Below are 15,587 nucleotides of genomic sequence, written 5' to 3' on the forward strand. Positions count from 1 at the left end.
GCGGTCAGCGGGCGGGCGGCCTCGTACGGCTCACGCAGGTCTCCAGGTGGTCGTTCACCAGCCCGCACGCCTGCATCAGCGCGTACGCCGTCGTCGGGCCCACGAATCTCAGGCCCCGCCTCTTCAGGGCCTTGGACAGGGCCGTGGACTCCGGGGTGACGGCCGGGACGTCGGAGAGCGTCTTCGGGGCGGCGCGGCCGGCCGGGTCCGGGGCGTGGGACCAGATCAGCTCGTCCAGCTCGCCCTCCGCCCAGTCGGCGAGCACGCGCGCGTTGGCGAGCGTGGCATCGATCTTGGCGCGGTTGCGGATGATGCCCGCGTCCGCCAGCAGGCGCTCGCGGTCGTCGTCCGTGAAGGCGGCGACCTTCTCGATGCGGAAGCCGGCGAAGGCCGCGCGGAAGCCAGGGCGGCGGCGCAGGATCGTGATCCAGGACAGGCCGGACTGGAAGGCCTCCAGGCTGATCCGCTCGAAGAGGGCGTCGTCGCCGTGGACCGGGCGGCCCCACTCCTCGTCGTGGTACGCGACGTAGTCGTCGGTGGACAGGGCCCACGGGCAGCGCAGGGCGCCGTCGGGTCCGGCGAGGGCGGCTCGGTCGCTCATCGCTGGTCCTCCGGGCGGTCGGGCTTGTCCAGGTGGACGTGGGCCGCCGCGGCTCTGGCACCGGCCAGCGCCGACTCCAGGTCGGAGATCCGGGCGTCCCGCTCGGCGAGTTCGGCCGCGAGGCGGCCGAGGGCGTCGTCGACGTCCGCCATGCGGTAGCCGCGCGGGACGAGCGGGAAGCGCAGGCTCTCGACGTCGGCGCGGGCCACCGGGCGGTCCGCGGGCAGCGGGTCCTGGAGCCGCTCCGGCGCCACCTCGGGCAGCGGGCCGCTCTCGCCGCCGCCCACCACGGCGAGGGTCACCGCGGCGACCACGACGGCCAGCGCGACGACCAGGAACAAGAACATCACCATCGCCAGGGTCCCCACGCTCTCTGCCGGACGGACACCGAAGCCGCCGCCGGACGCTGAAACTGTCAGGCTCCGATCGTGCCATGCGAGTGTGCCAGTTAGGGTCGCAGGCGGCCGTACTGCGGAACGCACGAGGAGAGGTCACAGCAGATGCTCAGGCTGGGCAAGCGGGAATTCGGGCCCCACGAGCCGGTGATCATGGCGATCGTGAACCGGACCCCCGACTCCTTCTACGACCAGGGGGCCACCTTCCGTGACGAGCCCGCCCTCGCGCGCGTGGAGCAGGCGGTGGCCGAGGGCGCCGCGATCATCGACATCGGCGGGGTGAAAGCGGGGCCGGGCGAGGAGGTCACGGCCGAGGAGGAGGCCCGGCGGACGGTCGGCTTCGTGGCGGAGGTGCGGCGGCGCTTCCCGGACGTGATCATCAGCGTGGACACCTGGCGGGCCGAGGTCGGCGAGGCGGTGTGCGAGGCGGGCGCGGACCTGCTGAACGACGCCTGGGGCGGGGTCGACCCCGCGCTGGCGGAGGTCGCGGCGCGGTACAAGGCGGGGCTGGTGTGCACGCACGCGGGCGGCGTCCAGCCGCGCACCCGCCCGCACCGGGTGACGTACGACGACGTCATGGCCGACATCCTCGAGGTGACGGTCGGGCTGGCCGAACGGGCGGTGTCGCTGGGCGTGCCCCGGGAGTCGGTGCTGATCGATCCCGGGCACGACTTCGGCAAGAACACGCGCCACAGCCTGGAGGCGACGCGGCGGCTGCCGGAGATGGTCGAGGCGGGCTGGCCGGTGCTGGTCTCCCTGTCCAACAAGGACTTCGTGGGCGAGTGCCTGGACCGCCCGGTCAAGGAACGGCTGATCGGCACGCTGGCGACGACCGCGGTGTCGGCGTGGCTGGGCGCGCAGGTGTACCGGGTGCACGAGGTGGACCAGACGCGGCAGGTCCTGGACATGGTCGCGGCCATCGCCGGCCACCGTCCCCCGGCGGTGGCGCGGCGCGGCCTGGCCTGACCGCGCCGCCGGCGCGCGCCCGGCGTCAGCGGGCCGCTTCCTTGGAGACCAGGGCCACCGCCTCCTCCACCTCGTCCGTGACGTGGAAGAGCAGGAGGTCCTTCTCCGCGGCCTTGCCCTGGGCGACCAGGGTGTCCTTCAGCCAGTCGACCAGGCCGCCCCAGTACTCGCTGCCGAAGAGGACGATCGGGAAACGGGTGACCTTCTGCGTCTGGACCAGGGTCAGGGCCTCGAAGAGTTCGTCGAGGGTGCCGAGGCCGCCGGGCAGGACCACGAAGCCCTGCGCGTACTTGACGAACATCATCTTCCGGACGAAGAAGTAGCGGAAGTTCAGGCCGATGTCGACGTACGGGTTCAGGCCCTGTTCGAAGGGCAGCTCGATGCCCAGGCCGACCGAGATGCCGCCCGCCTCGCTGGCGCCCCGGTTGGCCGCCTCCATCGCGCCCGGGCCGCCGCCGGTGATCACCGCCCAGCCCGCCTCCACCAGGCCCCGGCCGAGCCGGACGCCCGCGTCGTACTCCGGGGAGCCCTCCGGCGTGCGCGCCGAGCCGAACACGCTGATGGCGGACGGGAGTTCGGCGAGCGCACCGAAGCCCTCGATGAACTCCGACTGGATCCGCAGGACCCGCCAGGGGTCGGTGTGCACCCAGTCCGTGGGGGCGCGCTCGTCCAGCAGCCGCTGGTCGGTCGTGCCGGCGATCACCTGTCCGCGCCGCCGGAGGACGGGACCCATGCGCTGCTCGTCCGGCGGGATCTTCTTTCCCTCGGGGTTGCCGGTAGCCATGTGCGCTCCCTCCGCTTGCGGGTAGTTCGATCTCAGACTAGATCGCCGCGGGTTACGGAGGGGGGACGTCACGATGTCCGGTGCGCAGCGCCGGTACCGGGCGCCCGCCCGGCCGTCACGCCGTGAGCCACGCCCGCAGCCGCTCCTCGCCCGCGAGGACCGTGGCCGTCTCCACCCGCTCGTCCCGCTTGTGCGCCAGGAGCGGGTTGCCCGGGCCGTAGTTGACGGCGGGGATGCCGAGCGCGGCGAAGCGGGAGACGTCCGTCCAGCCGTACTTGGGCCGCGGGGTGCCGCCGACCGCCTCCATGAAGGCCGCCGCGGCCGGGTGGGACAGGCCGGGCAGCGCGCCGCCGCTGTGGTCGTCGACCACGAACTCCGTCACCCCGCAGTCGGCGAAGACCTCGCGGACGTGCGCGATCGCCTCCTCCTCGGTGCGGTCGGGGGCGTAGCGGAAGTTGACGGTCACCACGCACTCGTCGGGGATGACGTTGCCGGCGACCCCGCCGCCGATACGGACGGCGTTCAGGCCCTCGCGGTACTCCAGGCCGTCGATGACCGGGTGGCGCGGCTCGTACGCGGCCAGGCGGGCCAGGATCGGGGCCGCCGCGTGGATGGCGTTGGATCCCATCCAGGAGCGCGCCGAGTGCGCACGCTCGCCCGTGGTCTTCAGCAGCATCCGCAGGGTGCCCTGGCAGCCGCCCTCGACCTGGCCGTCGGACGGCTCCAGCAGGACCGCGAAGTCGCCTGCGAGCCACTCCGGATGGGCCTCGGCGACGTGCCCCAGGCCGTTGCGCTCGGCCTCGACCTCCTCGTTGTCGTAGAAGACGAAGGTCAGGTCGCGGTTGGGAGCGGGGACCGTGGCCGCGATGCGCAGCTGCACCGCCACGCCGGACTTCATGTCGCAGGTGCCGCAGCCCCACAGCACGCCGTTCTCGTCCAGCCGGGAGGGGACGTTGTCCGCGATGGGCACGGTGTCGATGTGGCCGGCCAGGATGACGCGCTCGGAGCGGCCCAGACGCGTACGGGCGATCACGTTGTTGCCGTGGCGGTCCACCGTCAGGTGCGGCAGGGCCCGCAGCGCGGTCTCGATCGCGTCCGCGAGGGGCTTCTCGGTGCCGCTGACGGAGGGGAGGTCCACGAGCCGCGCGGTGAGCGCGGCGGCGTCGAGCGTGAGGTCAAGGGAGGTGTCGGCCATGCCCCGACCCTAACGCGGGACCTGCCGGGAACGGGTGTGCAAGCGCTCTCCGTTGACCCCTCACAGGGCCCCGGCGCCGCTCCAGTACCTTGTACGCGTGCCAGAGCCGTCCCCCACCTCTCCCAAGCGTCGCGGCCGCCTTTTCCGTTTCTCGGCGGCCCTGTTGGTCCTGTGCGGCGTCGCCGCCTATCTCGTGGTGCAGTACGTCACCGGAGGCGGCGGAGCGCGCGGCTGCACGGTGGTGTCGGCCGACGGCGCCGGGGCGTCGTACGAGTTCACGCCGGAGCAGGCGCAGAACGCGGCGACGATCGCGGCCGTCGGCACCGGGCGCCACATGCCCGTGCGGGCCGTGACGATCGCGCTCGCCACGGCCCTGCAGGAGTCGGGCCTGCGCAACATCGAGCACGGCGACCGCGATTCGCTGGGCCTGTTCCAGCAGCGGCCCTCGCAGGGCTGGGGCAGCCAGGAGCAGATCATGGACCCGGCCTACGCGGCGGGCATCTTCTACGCGCACCTGGCGAGGGTGCCGGGCTACGCCGAACTGCCGCTGACCGACGCGGCCCAGCAGGTGCAGCGCAGCGGCTACCCGGAGGCGTACGCCAAGCACGAGCCGGACGCCACGCTGCTGGCGGCGGCGCTGACCGGAACCGCGGCGGCCACGCTGACCTGCGACGGCCGCCCGCAGGCGGGGGTCTCCGCAACCGGCCCGGACGCCGTACGCAGCGCGCTGGTACGGGACTTCGGGCGCGACGCGTTGCAGGAGACCGGTGCGGAGGTGGGCGGCGTGCCGGTGCCCTCGCCGTCGCCGTCGCCGAGTGTGACCGCGACCGCGCAGGGGCGGACGGTGACCGTTCCGGTGCCCCAGGGCGCGCGCACGGACGCCGGCGGGTACGACGAGCGCGAGCGGGGCTGGCAGCTGGCCCAGTGGGCGGTCGCGAACTCCTCGGCGCTGCACGTCCAGCGGGTGTCGTACGCGGGGCGCGAGTGGGACGCCGGGAGCACCGGCAGCCGGTGGAAGCCGGTCGCGTCGGGCGGGGCCGGCGGCGCGGAGCAGTCCGCGGGGGTCGTCCGGATCGTGACCGGACAGTAGTACGGGCGGTCACTCCGGAGGGTTGCGCGGCCGCGGCGCGCCGCAGCGGGCGGGCCGGCCCCGTGCCGCTCTCGGAAACCCTTGGAAATCAAGGGCGGTAAGGATTCTGCGGGGTGTCCGGCGGACGCTCTTTTGCCCGTTTTTATCCACACCCGATAATGCGATGCGTTATCCATTCGTTACCTGGGGCGTCCGCAACCTTCGCGGGCTTCGAGCGGTAGTCACGGCGTCCGAGCCCGGACGGGCCCGGACCCACACCGTTCTCTTCCGTCGAATGGAGCATCATGTCCCTCCCTCTGACCCGCCGGATCGCCCGTACCGCGCTGCTCGTCGCAGCGGGAGCGGCAGCCGGGGTCGGTGCGGCCGGCTCCGCCAATGCGGCCCCGAACGAGCCCGCGGCGGCCCCGAACGTGGGCGGCCTGACCGCCCTGGACGCCTCGCACGCCGCCAACACCGCCGACGCCGCCGCGCAGAACGTCACCACGCTCGCGGGCAACGCGGGCGGCAGGGTGGTCGGGACGACCGTTCCGGCCGCCGGCCAGACCGGCGGCGGCGCCCTGCGCAAGACGGCGCCGGTGGCGCAGCAGGCCGCGGGCAGCGTGGCCGGGACGGCGGGGCACGTCCTCGGGGACGCCGCGTCCGGTGCGACGAAGGGCGGCGCGCTGCCGGCGACCAACCTGCCGGTGCAGGGGCTGCCGCTGAGCTGAGCCGACGGCGTCACGACGACGGGGTCCGGGGCGTTTCCCGGGCCCCGTCGCTGTGTGTGTCAGGCCTGGCCCTTCAGGCGCTCCACCGCCGCCCGGACCCGTTCGTCCGTCGCCGTGAAGGCCACCCTGACGAACGTCGCGCCCGCCTCGCCGTAGAAGTCGCCCGGCGCCACGAGGATGCCGAGGCCGGCCAGGTGGGCGACGGTGTCCCAGCAGGACTCGTCCCTGGTGGCCCACAGGTAGAGGCTGGCCTCACTGTGCTCGATGCGGAAGCCGTGGCCGAGCAGGGCGGTGCGCAGGGCCGCGCGGCGGGCGGCGTAGCGCTCGCGCTGCTCGCGGACGTGGGCGTCGTCGCCGAGGGCTGCCACCACGGCCGCCTGGGTCGGCGCCGAGGTCATCATGCCGCCGTGCTTGCGGATCTCCAGCAGCGGGCCGAGGACGGCCGGGTCGCCGGCGACGAAGGCCGCGCGGTAGCCCGCCAGGTTGGAGCGCTTGGACAGGGAGTGGACGGCCACGACGCCGTCGTACGAGCCGCCGTTGACGTCCGGGTGCAGCACCGAGACCGGGTCGGCCTCCCAGCCCAGCTCCAGGTAGCACTCGTCGGAGACGACGAGGACGCCGTGGGCGCGGGCCCAGGCGACGATGCTCGTCAGGTCCTCCTTGGACAGCACCCTGCCGGTCGGGTTCGACGGCGAGTTCAGCCAGAGGAGCTTCAGGCCGCAGGGGTCCAGGTCGCGGGGATCCTCGTAGACCTCGTGCTCCGCGCGGGCGAGGCGGGCGCCCACCTCGTACGTCGGGTAGGCGAGGCGCGGGTAGGCCACCGTGTCGCCGGGGCCGAGGCCCAGCTGGGTCGGCAGCCAGGCCACCAGCTCCTTGGAGCCGACCACCGGCAGGACATGGCGGTGGGTGAGGTCGCGGGCGCCGAGACGGCGCTCCAGCCAGCCGGTGATCGCGTCGCGCAGCGCCGGCGTGCCCCACACGGTCGGGTAGCCCGGGGAGTCGGCCGCGTCGATCAGGGCCTTCTGGATCAGCTCGGGCACCGGGTCGACCGGGGTGCCCACGGAGAGGTCGACGATCCCGCCGGGGTGTGCGGCGGCCGTCTTCTTGTACGGCTCCAGCTTGTCCCAGGGGAAGACAGGAAGGCGGTCGGAGACTGCGGACACGGTCGGGGGCTCGCTTTCGTACGTGCACGTCCGGTACGGCAAACGCCTCGGTCCCGTCCGGCGGTGATCGAAGGCGATCGAGGCCGTACGGGACCGAGGCTGCGCGTTACCGGCCGCTAGCGGATCAGTGTTCGCTGTTCTGCGGCGGCAGCGCGGCGACGAAGGGGTGGTCGCGCTCGATCAGCCCCAGCTTGCTGGCGCCGCCGGGCGAGCCCAGGTCGTCGAAGAACTCGACATTGGCCTTGTAGTAGTCCTTCCACTCCTCCGGGACGTCGTCCTCGTAGAAGATCGCCTCGACCGGGCAGACCGGTTCACAGGCACCACAGTCGACGCATTCGTCCGGATGGATGTACAAGGACCGGGAGCCCTCGTAAATGCAGTCGACCGGGCACTCCTCGATGCACGCCTTGTCCTTGAGATCGACACAAGGCTGCGCGATGACGTAGGTCACGCTGTCGTTCCTCCTCCATAGGGCGCTGGCGGGCCTCCTCAGGCTCCGCCGCCTGGCGCGCGGGAGCGCGGCGTCGTCGATGCCCGCCCCTAGTATCTCCGTTCCGGAGCATGATCCGAACAGGAGGGGTGAACTGACCGGTGGAAATCTCGGCGGCAGGACGTCTGGTGGTCCGCATTACCCCTGCTGACGTGGGCAAACGCGTGTCCGTGCGGTGCTTGGAAGCACCTGGAGCGACATCGGAGAAGTTCACCGACACGGTGGGTGTTCTCACATCATGGACCAATGGCGTGCTCATGATCACACGGCGGAACGGAGAAAGTGTCCGCATCCCGGAAGACATCCTGGTAGCCGGCAAGGTCGTGCCGGCGGCTCCCGCCCGCCGCCGGGGGCCCGCGGCCTCCTACGAGGAGCTGGCGCGCGTCGTCTCACGCGGCTGGCGGCCGGTGGAGAGCGAGCGGCTGGGCGAGTGGGAGCTGCGGGCGGCCTCCGGATTCACGCGGAGGGCCAACAGCGTGCTGCCGCTCGGCGATCCCGGACTCCCCCTCGACGCGGCCCTGGCGGCCGTACGACGCTGGTACGGCGAGCGCGGTCTGCCCGCGTACGTCCAGACCGCCACCGGCGCCGAGGGCACGCAGGAGATGCTGTGCGCGGAGCTGGAGCGGCGGGGCTGGGTGCGCGAGGTGACCGCGGAGGTGTGGACCGGTGCCCTGGCACCGGTCGCGGACCGGGCCGAGGGCGCGGGCGTGGCCCTGGCCCGCGAGGCGGACGAGGCGTGGCTGGCCAGGTACCGGCGCAAGGGGGTGAGCGAGGTGGCCCTGCGGGTGCTGAGCTGCGGGTCCCCCCGCTTGAGCGAAACCGAAAGTGGGGCAGGCCCGTCGGTGTGGTTCGCGACCGTGCCCGGCGCCGCGGGCGCGCCGCCCGCGGCGATCGGGCGGTGTGTCGTGGACGGGCGGTGGGCCGGGTTCGCCGCCGTCGAGGTGGACCCCGCCCGGCGCCGCCGGGGGCTCGCCACGGAGGTGATGGCCGCGCTGGCCCGGCGGGCGCTGGACGAGGGCGCGTCGGCGGCCTGGCTCCAGGTCGAGGCGGACAACGAGGGCGCACGCGCCCTGTACACGGCGCTGGGCTTCGCCCCGCACCACGCCTACCACCACTACCGGGCGCCGGAAGAGCCGGCCGAGGAGGTCTGAGCCCGTCATGCGCCATCCGCACCTCCCGCCGCCGCATCCGCCCTCGCCGGAGCGGGCCGCCGAGCTGCGCCGGAGGTTCGCCGAGGAGGCGCGCGCCGAGCGAGGGGACCTGTCCGCGCTGTGCCTGCTGATCGGTGCCGCGGCGGACGGCTCGCTGGACGAGGCCGGGATCGACGCCGCGCAGCTGGAACTGGACCGGCTGGCCGGCGAGCTGCCGTACCGGCCGGGCGGCCCGCGCGCGTGGGCGGAGGCCGTACGACGGCTGCTGGGCGAGCGCTACGCGTTCCACGGCACCCCCGGCGACTACCAGCGGCTGGAGTCCTCCCTGCTGCACGAGGTGCTGCGGCGGCGGCGCGGGCTGCCCATCCTGCTGTCGGTGGTGTGGCTGGAGGTCGCCCGGCGGGCCGGGGCCCCGGCGTACGGGGTCGCGCTGCCGGGCCACTTCGTGGTGGGGTTCGGCCCGGCGCAGGAGCAGGTGCTGGCCGACCCCTTCGACGGCGGCCAGGTGCTGACCGGGGCCGACGCCGAGCTGCTCGTGGTCGGGGCCACGGGAGCGCCGCTGGACCCCGCCATGCTCCAGCCCGCGGCGCCGCTGGAGGTCGTCCAGCGGATCCTCAACAACATCCGGGCGTGGGCCGCGGCCCGGCCCGAGCGGTCGGACGTGGCGCTGTGCGCCGTCGAGCTGGCGCTGCTGGTGCCCTCGCATCCGGCGCGGCTGCGCTACGAGCGGGGCCAACTACTGGTGCGGCGCGGGGAGTTCGTCTCCGGCGCGGAGGAACTGGACGCCTACGCCGACCTGATCGAGGTCGTCGACGAGTCCATCGCCCGCACGGTGCGCCGGGAGGCGCACACCGCCCGCGCGATGCTCAACTGACGTGTCAGAGCCACCCCTTCTCGCGGGCCGTCCGCACCGCCTCCGCCCGGTTGCGGACCGCCAGCTTCTGGATGGCCGTCGAGAGGTAGTTGCGGACCGTGCCCTGGGAGAGGTGGAGGGCCCCGGCCAGTTCGGCGTTGGTCGCGCCGTCGGCCGCCGCGCGCAGCACCTCGCGCTCGCGCTCGGTGAGGGGGTTGGCGCCCTCGGCGAGCGCGGCGGCGGCCAGGGTGGGGTCGATGACCCGCTCGCCGGCGAGTACCTTGCGGACCGCCTCGGCGAGCTGGGCGGCCGGGGCGTCCTTGACGAGGAAGGCGTCGGCACCCGCCTCCATGGCGCTGCGCAGATAGCCGGGCCGGCCGAAGGTGGTCAGGACGACCAGTTTGACGTGCGGAAACTCCCGGTGCACCCGGGCGGCCGCCTCGATGCCGGTGCAGCCGGGCATCTCGATGTCGAGCAGGGCCACGTCCACGTCGTGCGCGCCGACGGCGGCCAGCACCTGGTCGCCGCGCGCGACCTGGGCGACGACCTCGATGTCCTCCTCCAGACCGAGCAACGCGGCCAGCGCCTCGCGGACCATCGACTGGTCCTCGGCCAGCAGGACCTTGATCGTGCGCGTCATGCCCCGGATCCTACGTGCCCCGGCGGGGCCGTGGGGACACGGGCGACCAGGCGGAATCCGTGCTTGATCCAGCTCGCCTCCAAGGTGCCGCCGACCTTCTCCAGCCGCTCCGTCAGTCCGGTCAGGCCGTTGCCCGGGGCACTGCCGACGCCGCCGGCTCCGTTGTCCTCGACGCAGAGTTCGAGGACCGGGCCGTCGAGGGTCTGGCGGTGGGTGAACCGGACCAGGCAGCGGTCGGCGCCGCTGTGCCGGACCACGTTGGTGACCGCCTCGCGCAGCGCCCAGGCGAGCGCGGCCTCGGACTCCTCCTGGACTCCGGCGAGGCCGGGTTCGGCGGGCATGTCCGCGGAGATGCCGGCCGCGCTCAGGGCGACCTGGGTGCCGGCGAGTTCGGCGGCGAGCCGGGGGCGCCGGTAGCCGGTGACGGCCTCGCGGACGTCGACCAGCGCCTGCCGGCTGACCTGCTCGATGTCGGCGACCTGCTGGGCCGCCTTGTCCGGGTGGCCGGGCAGCATCCGGCCGGCCAGCTCGCTCTTCAGCGTGATCAGGGACAGGGAGTGGCCGAGCAGGTCGTGCAGGTCGCGGGCGAGGCGCAGCCGCTCCTCGTTGGCGGCGAGCTGCGCGACGGTGGCCCGCGCCTTGCGCAACTCGATGGTGGTACGGATGAGCTGGCCCACGCCGGTCATGGCGAACCCGATGAGGACCACCAGCAGAAACAGCCCGCGGGCCTCCTTCTCGTCGGAGTGCAGGCCCACGAGGTACATCACCGCGCCCGTCGCCGGGATCGCCCAGTACGCCGCCCGCAGCGGCAGGGTCGCACCGCAGGCCACCGAGACGTAGACGAACAGCCCGAGCCAGGCGCTGCCGAGGCCGTAGGCCAGGACGGGGGCGAGGACGCCGAGGACCGCGATCAGCGAGACGGTCACGCGCGGCGAGAAGGGCTTTCCCATGCGGCGGAAGACCAGCGAGAGGTACGCGCCGACGAACGCGGCGAGGCCGAGGGCGCCGGCGACGGTGGCGCCCGTGGTGTGGTGACCGCCGGCGAGGTCGCCCACCGGCGAGCTGAGGAAGACCAGCCACACGCCGATCCAGAGCAGTTTGACCCTCAGCTCGCGCCGGTTGCGGGGCGGCCGGCCCATGGCCGTGTCCTGCCAGGCGCCGCCCGTCTGGTCATCCGTCATGGTGCTCACGCCTTCAGCGTGTCCTTCCGGTACAGCCAGGCCGCACCGCCCGCGAACAGCACGAAGTAGACGGCGAGGACGGCGATGTCCGTCGCGTGCGGAGCCTGGCTCTGCTCGATCGCCCGCCCGAGGGCAGCGTACGCGTGCGTGGGCAGCCACTTCGCGATGTCCTGGAGGAACTGCGGGAAGGTGGTGGTCGGCATCCACAGGCCGCCCAGGATCGACAGACCGAAGTAGACGATCATCGTGATCGGGCGGACGGCGTCCCCGGAGGCGACGTAGCCGATGGCGACGCCGAGCGCGGCGAAGACCAGGCTGCCGGCCCAGATGATGCCGGTGAGGGCGAGCCACTGCCAGGCGTCCAGGCGTACGTGCTTGACGGCGGCCGCGACGGCGAAGACGACGACGATGGACGGCAGGCTCACCACGGCGGCGCCGGCGGTCTTGGCGAGGACGTAGCCGCGCCCGGGCAGCGGGGTCAGCCGCAGCTGCCGCACCCAGCCGCTCTCGCGCTCCTTGGCGATGCGCTCGCTGTTGCCCATCAGCACGGCGGTCAGGGCGCCGAAGGAGGCCATGGAGACCATCATGTACGTCGCGATCGTCATGCCCGTGCCGTCGACCCTGGTGGAGTCCTTGGCGTTGCCCGCGATGATCAGGAAGAGGATCGCGGGGTAGAGCACCGAGAAGAAGAGGAACTTCTTGTTGCGGAAGGCGCGGGTCAGTTCGAGCTTGATCAGGGCGTTCATGACTGCTTGGCCTCCTCGGCCTCCGTGATGGCGACGAAGGCCTGCTCCAGACCGAGGCCGGCGACTTCGAGGTTGCGGGGGTAGACGCCGAGGCCGTACAGGGCGTGCACGGTGGCGTCGGCGTCGGACGACTGGATGCGCACGGTCTGGCCCGACACGTCGACGGAGGTCAGGAAGGGCAGGGCGCGCAGGGCGGCCTCGTCGATGGCGCCGTCCAGGTCGAAGGCGATCCGCCGGGCGCCCGCCTTGGCCTTGATCTCGGCGGCGGTGCCGTCGGCGAGGAGCCGGCCGCGGTGCAGCACGAGGACGCGGTCGGCGATGGCGTCGGCCTCTTCGAGGTAGTGGGTGGCGAAGAGGACCGTACGGCCCTGGTCGGCCTGTTCGCGCATGGTGGCCCAGAAGGCCTGGCGGGCGGAGACGTCCATGCCGGTGGTCGGCTCGTCCAGGATGATCAGGTCGCTGTCGCCGGCGGTGGCCAGGGCGAAGCGGACGCGCTGGGCCTGGCCGCCGGAGAGCTTGTTGACCTTGCGGTCGGCGATCTGCGTGATGCCCGCGCGGGCCATCACATCGGCGGCCTTGTACGACTTCGGGTGCAGCGAGCAGGCGAGCTTCACCAGCTCGGCGACGGTGACCTCGTCCATCAGACCGCCGCTCTGCAGCATGGCCCCGACCCGCCCGGCGACGATGGCCTCGCGTGGGCTGGTGCCGAACACGCTCACGGTGCCGCTGTCGGCGTTCTTCAGACCGAGGAGCAGATCCAGGGTGGTGGACTTGCCGGCCCCGTTCGGGCCGAGGAGGGCGACGGTCTCGCCGGGGTGCAGCGTGAGCGAGAGCCCGTCCACGGCCCGCACACTGCCGTACGTCTTGGTCACCTGGTCGAAGCCGACCACCGGGGTGGTGGCCGGTGCCGCAGTCGTTGTCATGCCCCCATGCTCGTCGAACGGCCACCGCGCCCGGCAGTGTCGCGGGTCCTGGGAGGCGCATGACAGATGTCATGTCGTGGGTGGCTCCGGACGGGTCGGCCGGTGTCGGCCCGCTCTGGCGGCACGGCGCGCACTGGGTGGCATGAACGCGCCGAGTGCAAGGGGGAGGTCCGTGACCGTGTGGAACCGTGAAGGCCCGCCCCTCCTGGGGCGGGCCTTCAGGCGTTGGGCGTCCGGGTGGGAGGAGGTCAGCTCGGGTTCGTGGAGATGACCGCGACCCGGTTGGTCTTGCTGATCAGCGCCTGGCGCAGGGCAAGGTAGACCTCCTGCGGGGTGACGGGCGTCTTCTTACCGTTGGCGCGCGTGATGAGCACACCGTCGAAGGTCGTGCCGTAGAGCTGCTTCAGGGCGCTGAGGTCGGGGCTGTCGACCAGCTTGCCGTTGACGGCCTTCACCCTGAGGAACTTCCACAGCGACTTCTGCGGGCTCATCGCGATCGAGTGCGCGGCGTCCGTCATCACGGTCACCTTGGCCGACATCGCCGGCTCCGCGAACTGCTTCATCTCGCGGTCGACCTCGGCGTTCGGCACCGTCGGCTGCCGGGTGGTCGTCGGGACGGCGACCGGGGAGGCGGTGCCCGTCTCCACCACCTGGCGGTAGGCCTGTTCGACCGCCTGGGTCGACTGGCCCGCGTCGATGCCCTTGCCCGCCCTGCCGTAGACGGCGACGGCCTTGCCCGCCTCGAACAGGATGGTGCCGTCGGTCGAGAGGCCGGAGCCGCCGCCCGCCTGCTGCAGCGCGGCCTGGAGCTTCTCCTCGTCCACCGGCATCTCGGGCGCGATGACACGTTTCTGGCCGAAGAGCGAGCCGATGACGTGGACCGGGTTGTAGTCGCTGGTCGCGGCCTTGCTCACAGTGGCCTGGAAGTCGAACTGGAGCCCGGCGTTCTCCGGGGTGAGGGTCACCGTCTTGCCGTCCACGGTGAGCTTCAGCGGTTTGTCCACCCGGCCGCCGAAGGCGTCGTCGAGCTTCTTGACGGCGTCGTCGCGGGTGCCGCCGCCGATGTCGACGCCGAGGACCGTGGTGCCCTTGGGGACGTCGGTGTGGTTCATCAGCAGTCCGGCGCCGTAGGCACCGCCCGCGACGACGACCACGCCGGCGCCGAGCAGCACCAGCTTGCTGCGGCCCTTCTTCTTCGGCGCGGCCTTGGCCTTGGGCGCGGGGGCGGGCTTCGGCTCGGCCGCCGGGGCGGACTGGTTCCCGGTGCCGCCGAACGGGGCGTTGCCGGCGTTCGGTACGACCGGGATGCCGCTGGTGACGGTGTGTCCGGAGACGTTGTCGGCGCGGCGGTGGCCCGGCGTGCCCGGTTCGGGGGCCGGCTTCTGCGGGGTGAGGATCGCGGTGTCGTCGCTGAGCCCGCCGCCGGGGCCGAGGCCGGCGCCGGCGGGCGCGCCGGGCGCCGCCGGGCCCTCCAGGTCGGCGATGTCGGCGAGGGCGCTGCGCGGGGGCAGGGTGCTCCGGCCGCCGAGGGTGTCGAAGGCGCCGGCCGCGTTGCCGAAGGGGTCGCCGGCCGCGTTGCCGAACGTTTCGCCGCCCGTGCGGCCGGGGCCGCCGGCCGGCGGGGCGAAGGCGCCGTCGCCGGTGACCGGGCCGCTGGTGGGACCGGCCGGGCCGCCCGGACCGCCGGGCCCGTTGGGGCCGCCGAGGCCGCTGGCGCCGCCGTGCCCGTTCGCACCGCTCGCGCCCGTACCGAAGCCGTCGCGCCCGGGGGCGCCCGCGCCGCCGTAGGCGTCCTGGCCGCCGTTCTCCGCGAAGTACGGCAGGTCGTCGCGGCGGGGTTCGGCGTTCGCGGACGGGCCGGAGCGGTTGCCGTTGCCGTTGCCCAGCGGGCCCGCGTTCAGCGCCTCGGTCACGTCGAAGGAGCCGGTGCCGCCGCCGTGCCCGGGGGCGACGGGGCCGCCGGTGGCGCCGGGCAGGCCCTTGCCGTTCGTGCCGCCGGAGCGGGAGGCGCCTGGCGCGGTCATGGAGCCGACGACGCCGCCGGGACGCCCGCTGCCGGAACGCCCGCCGCCGGGGCGTGCGCCGGTGCCGTCGGCCGTACCGGACGCTCCCGAACCACCCGGTCGGACGCCCGGCGCGCCGGTTCCGGCGCCGGTGCCGGAACGGGTCTGGATCCCGGCCCCGTTCGTACCGCCGGCGCCCGGACCGCTCTTGGGGGCCGAGGACTTGCGGGGCGCGAACCAGTCGCTGGTCTTCTCTCCGGCCGGGCCCCCGGGCTCGGCCGGAGCCTCCGCGGTCGCCGTCCGCTCGGCCGCGGGGCGCGGGCCTTCGGCGGGCGCGTCCTCGCCGGCGCCGTCGGTGTCCCCGACGGGCTTGCGCACGACGACCGGCGGAATCGGCCGGGAGCCGGGGATGTTGATCCGGATCCGGGTCGTCAGCGTGGTCTCGGTCTTCTTCTCCTCAGGCTGCGCGCCCGAACGGCCCGCGGCCGTACCGTCGTCGGTAGCCATGGGGGTCCCGTACGGCGGCGTGCCGGAGGGGTATGCGGCTCCGCCGCGCCCGTTGGGCCCGGAGGACGGAGTGTCAGTTTCACGACTCAAGGCAGGTTCTCCCAGTTGGCTCCACCGCCCGTTCGACCTCGCGGGCGGCTCGGCGGCGCGCACCACCATACTGGCCACATCTGGCGCTTATCCCATGACCGC

The 15,587-nt window shown here is 73.5% G+C and carries 16 protein-coding genes; 5 read left to right on the top strand and 11 right to left on the bottom strand.

The genetic code is table 11. From position 1 onward, the window contains the following. Positions 1–4: 4 nt before the first annotated feature. On the bottom strand, positions 5–601 hold the full coding sequence (locus ACZ60X_RS15010; protein WP_469598057.1) for a DNA-3-methyladenine glycosylase I: 597 nt from the start codon (positions 599–601) through the stop codon (positions 5–7). After that, a complete protein-coding gene (locus tag ACZ60X_RS15015; RefSeq protein ID WP_469598059.1) occupies positions 598–954 on the bottom strand; it encodes a DivIVA domain-containing protein in 357 nt (118 codons plus the stop codon). The genes ACZ60X_RS15010 and ACZ60X_RS15015 overlap by 4 nt, the downstream gene beginning before the upstream one ends. A 147-nt stretch (positions 955–1,101) precedes the next feature. Here ACZ60X_RS15015 and folP point away from each other — a divergent pair, with 147 nt between their 5' ends. Beyond that, a complete protein-coding gene (gene folP, locus ACZ60X_RS15020) occupies positions 1,102–1,962 on the top strand; it encodes a dihydropteroate synthase (RefSeq protein WP_469598062.1) in 861 nt (286 codons plus the stop codon). Between the two features lie 25 nt (positions 1,963–1,987). Here the strand turns inward: folP and ACZ60X_RS15025 are convergent, their stop codons facing one another. Together ACZ60X_RS15025 and dapE are read right to left on the bottom strand one after the other, a co-directional pair. After that, complete coding sequence (locus tag ACZ60X_RS15025) at positions 1,988–2,746, bottom strand: LOG family protein (RefSeq protein ID WP_469598064.1); 759 nt, start codon at positions 2,744–2,746, stop codon at positions 1,988–1,990. A 115-nt stretch (positions 2,747–2,861) separates the two neighbouring features. Beyond that, entirely contained in the window at positions 2,862–3,941 is a 1,080-nt protein-coding gene (dapE, locus tag ACZ60X_RS15030) for a succinyl-diaminopimelate desuccinylase (RefSeq protein WP_469598066.1), read from the bottom strand. A gap of 97 nt (positions 3,942–4,038) precedes the next feature. On the opposite strand from dapE, the gene ACZ60X_RS15035 reads away from it, so the two are divergent. Both ACZ60X_RS15035 and ACZ60X_RS15040 read left to right on the top strand, forming a co-directional pair. Continuing rightward, on the top strand, positions 4,039–5,031 hold the full coding sequence (locus ACZ60X_RS15035) for a VldE C-terminal domain-containing protein (protein WP_469598068.1): 993 nt from the start codon (positions 4,039–4,041) through the stop codon (positions 5,029–5,031). A gap of 284 nt (positions 5,032–5,315) precedes the next feature. Then, a complete protein-coding gene (locus ACZ60X_RS15040) occupies positions 5,316–5,738 on the top strand; it encodes an ATP-binding protein (RefSeq protein WP_469598070.1) in 423 nt (140 codons plus the stop codon). Between the two features lie 59 nt (positions 5,739–5,797). Here ACZ60X_RS15040 and ACZ60X_RS15045 read toward each other — a convergent pair whose 3' ends face one another. Together ACZ60X_RS15045 and fdxA are read right to left on the bottom strand one after the other, a co-directional pair. Further along, positions 5,798–6,901 (bottom strand): bifunctional succinyldiaminopimelate transaminase/glutamate-prephenate aminotransferase, encoded by a 1,104-nt coding sequence (locus ACZ60X_RS15045; RefSeq protein WP_469598072.1) that lies wholly within the window; start codon positions 6,899–6,901, stop codon positions 5,798–5,800. A 124-nt stretch (positions 6,902–7,025) separates the two neighbouring features. Next, on the bottom strand, positions 7,026–7,352 hold the full coding sequence (fdxA, locus tag ACZ60X_RS15050; RefSeq protein WP_469598075.1) for a ferredoxin: 327 nt from the start codon (positions 7,350–7,352) through the stop codon (positions 7,026–7,028). Positions 7,353–7,492: 140 nt separating this feature from the next. Here fdxA and ACZ60X_RS15055 point away from each other — a divergent pair, with 140 nt between their 5' ends. Continuing rightward, positions 7,493–8,542, top strand: coding sequence for a GNAT family N-acetyltransferase (locus tag ACZ60X_RS15055; RefSeq protein ID WP_469598077.1), 1,050 nt, complete (start codon positions 7,493–7,495; stop codon positions 8,540–8,542). Positions 8,543–8,549: 7 nt separating this feature from the next. Further along, positions 8,550–9,416: a transglutaminase-like and tetratricopeptide repeat-containing protein gene (locus tag ACZ60X_RS15060; protein WP_469598080.1), complete on the top strand. Its 867-nt coding sequence runs from the start codon at positions 8,550–8,552 to the stop codon at positions 9,414–9,416. Between the two features lie 4 nt (positions 9,417–9,420). Here the strand turns inward: ACZ60X_RS15060 and ACZ60X_RS15065 are convergent, their stop codons facing one another. From ACZ60X_RS15065 to ACZ60X_RS15085, 5 genes are all read right to left on the bottom strand, one after another. Continuing rightward, complete coding sequence (locus tag ACZ60X_RS15065; protein WP_469598082.1) at positions 9,421–10,035, bottom strand: response regulator; 615 nt, start codon at positions 10,033–10,035, stop codon at positions 9,421–9,423. Then, positions 10,032–11,216, bottom strand: a complete 1,185-nt coding sequence (locus tag ACZ60X_RS15070; protein WP_469598433.1) for a sensor histidine kinase — start codon at positions 11,214–11,216, stop codon at positions 10,032–10,034. Before ACZ60X_RS15070 ends, ACZ60X_RS15065 begins: the two co-directional genes overlap by 4 nt. Positions 11,217–11,221: 5 nt before the next feature. Further along, the gene (locus tag ACZ60X_RS15075; protein WP_469598084.1) at positions 11,222–11,962 is read right to left on the bottom strand and encodes an ABC transporter permease; all 741 of its coding nucleotides are present in this window, start codon (positions 11,960–11,962) and stop codon (positions 11,222–11,224) included. Beyond that, the gene (locus tag ACZ60X_RS15080) at positions 11,959–12,885 is read right to left on the bottom strand and encodes an ABC transporter ATP-binding protein (RefSeq protein WP_469598086.1); all 927 of its coding nucleotides are present in this window, start codon (positions 12,883–12,885) and stop codon (positions 11,959–11,961) included. Before ACZ60X_RS15080 ends, ACZ60X_RS15075 begins: the two co-directional genes overlap by 4 nt. A 248-nt stretch (positions 12,886–13,133) precedes the next feature. Continuing rightward, positions 13,134–15,485, bottom strand: coding sequence for a hypothetical protein (locus ACZ60X_RS15085; RefSeq protein WP_469598088.1), 2,352 nt, complete (start codon positions 15,483–15,485; stop codon positions 13,134–13,136). Positions 15,486–15,587: the final 102 nt, after the last annotated feature.

The organism is Streptomyces sp. NPDC104106, from assembly GCF_055584345.1.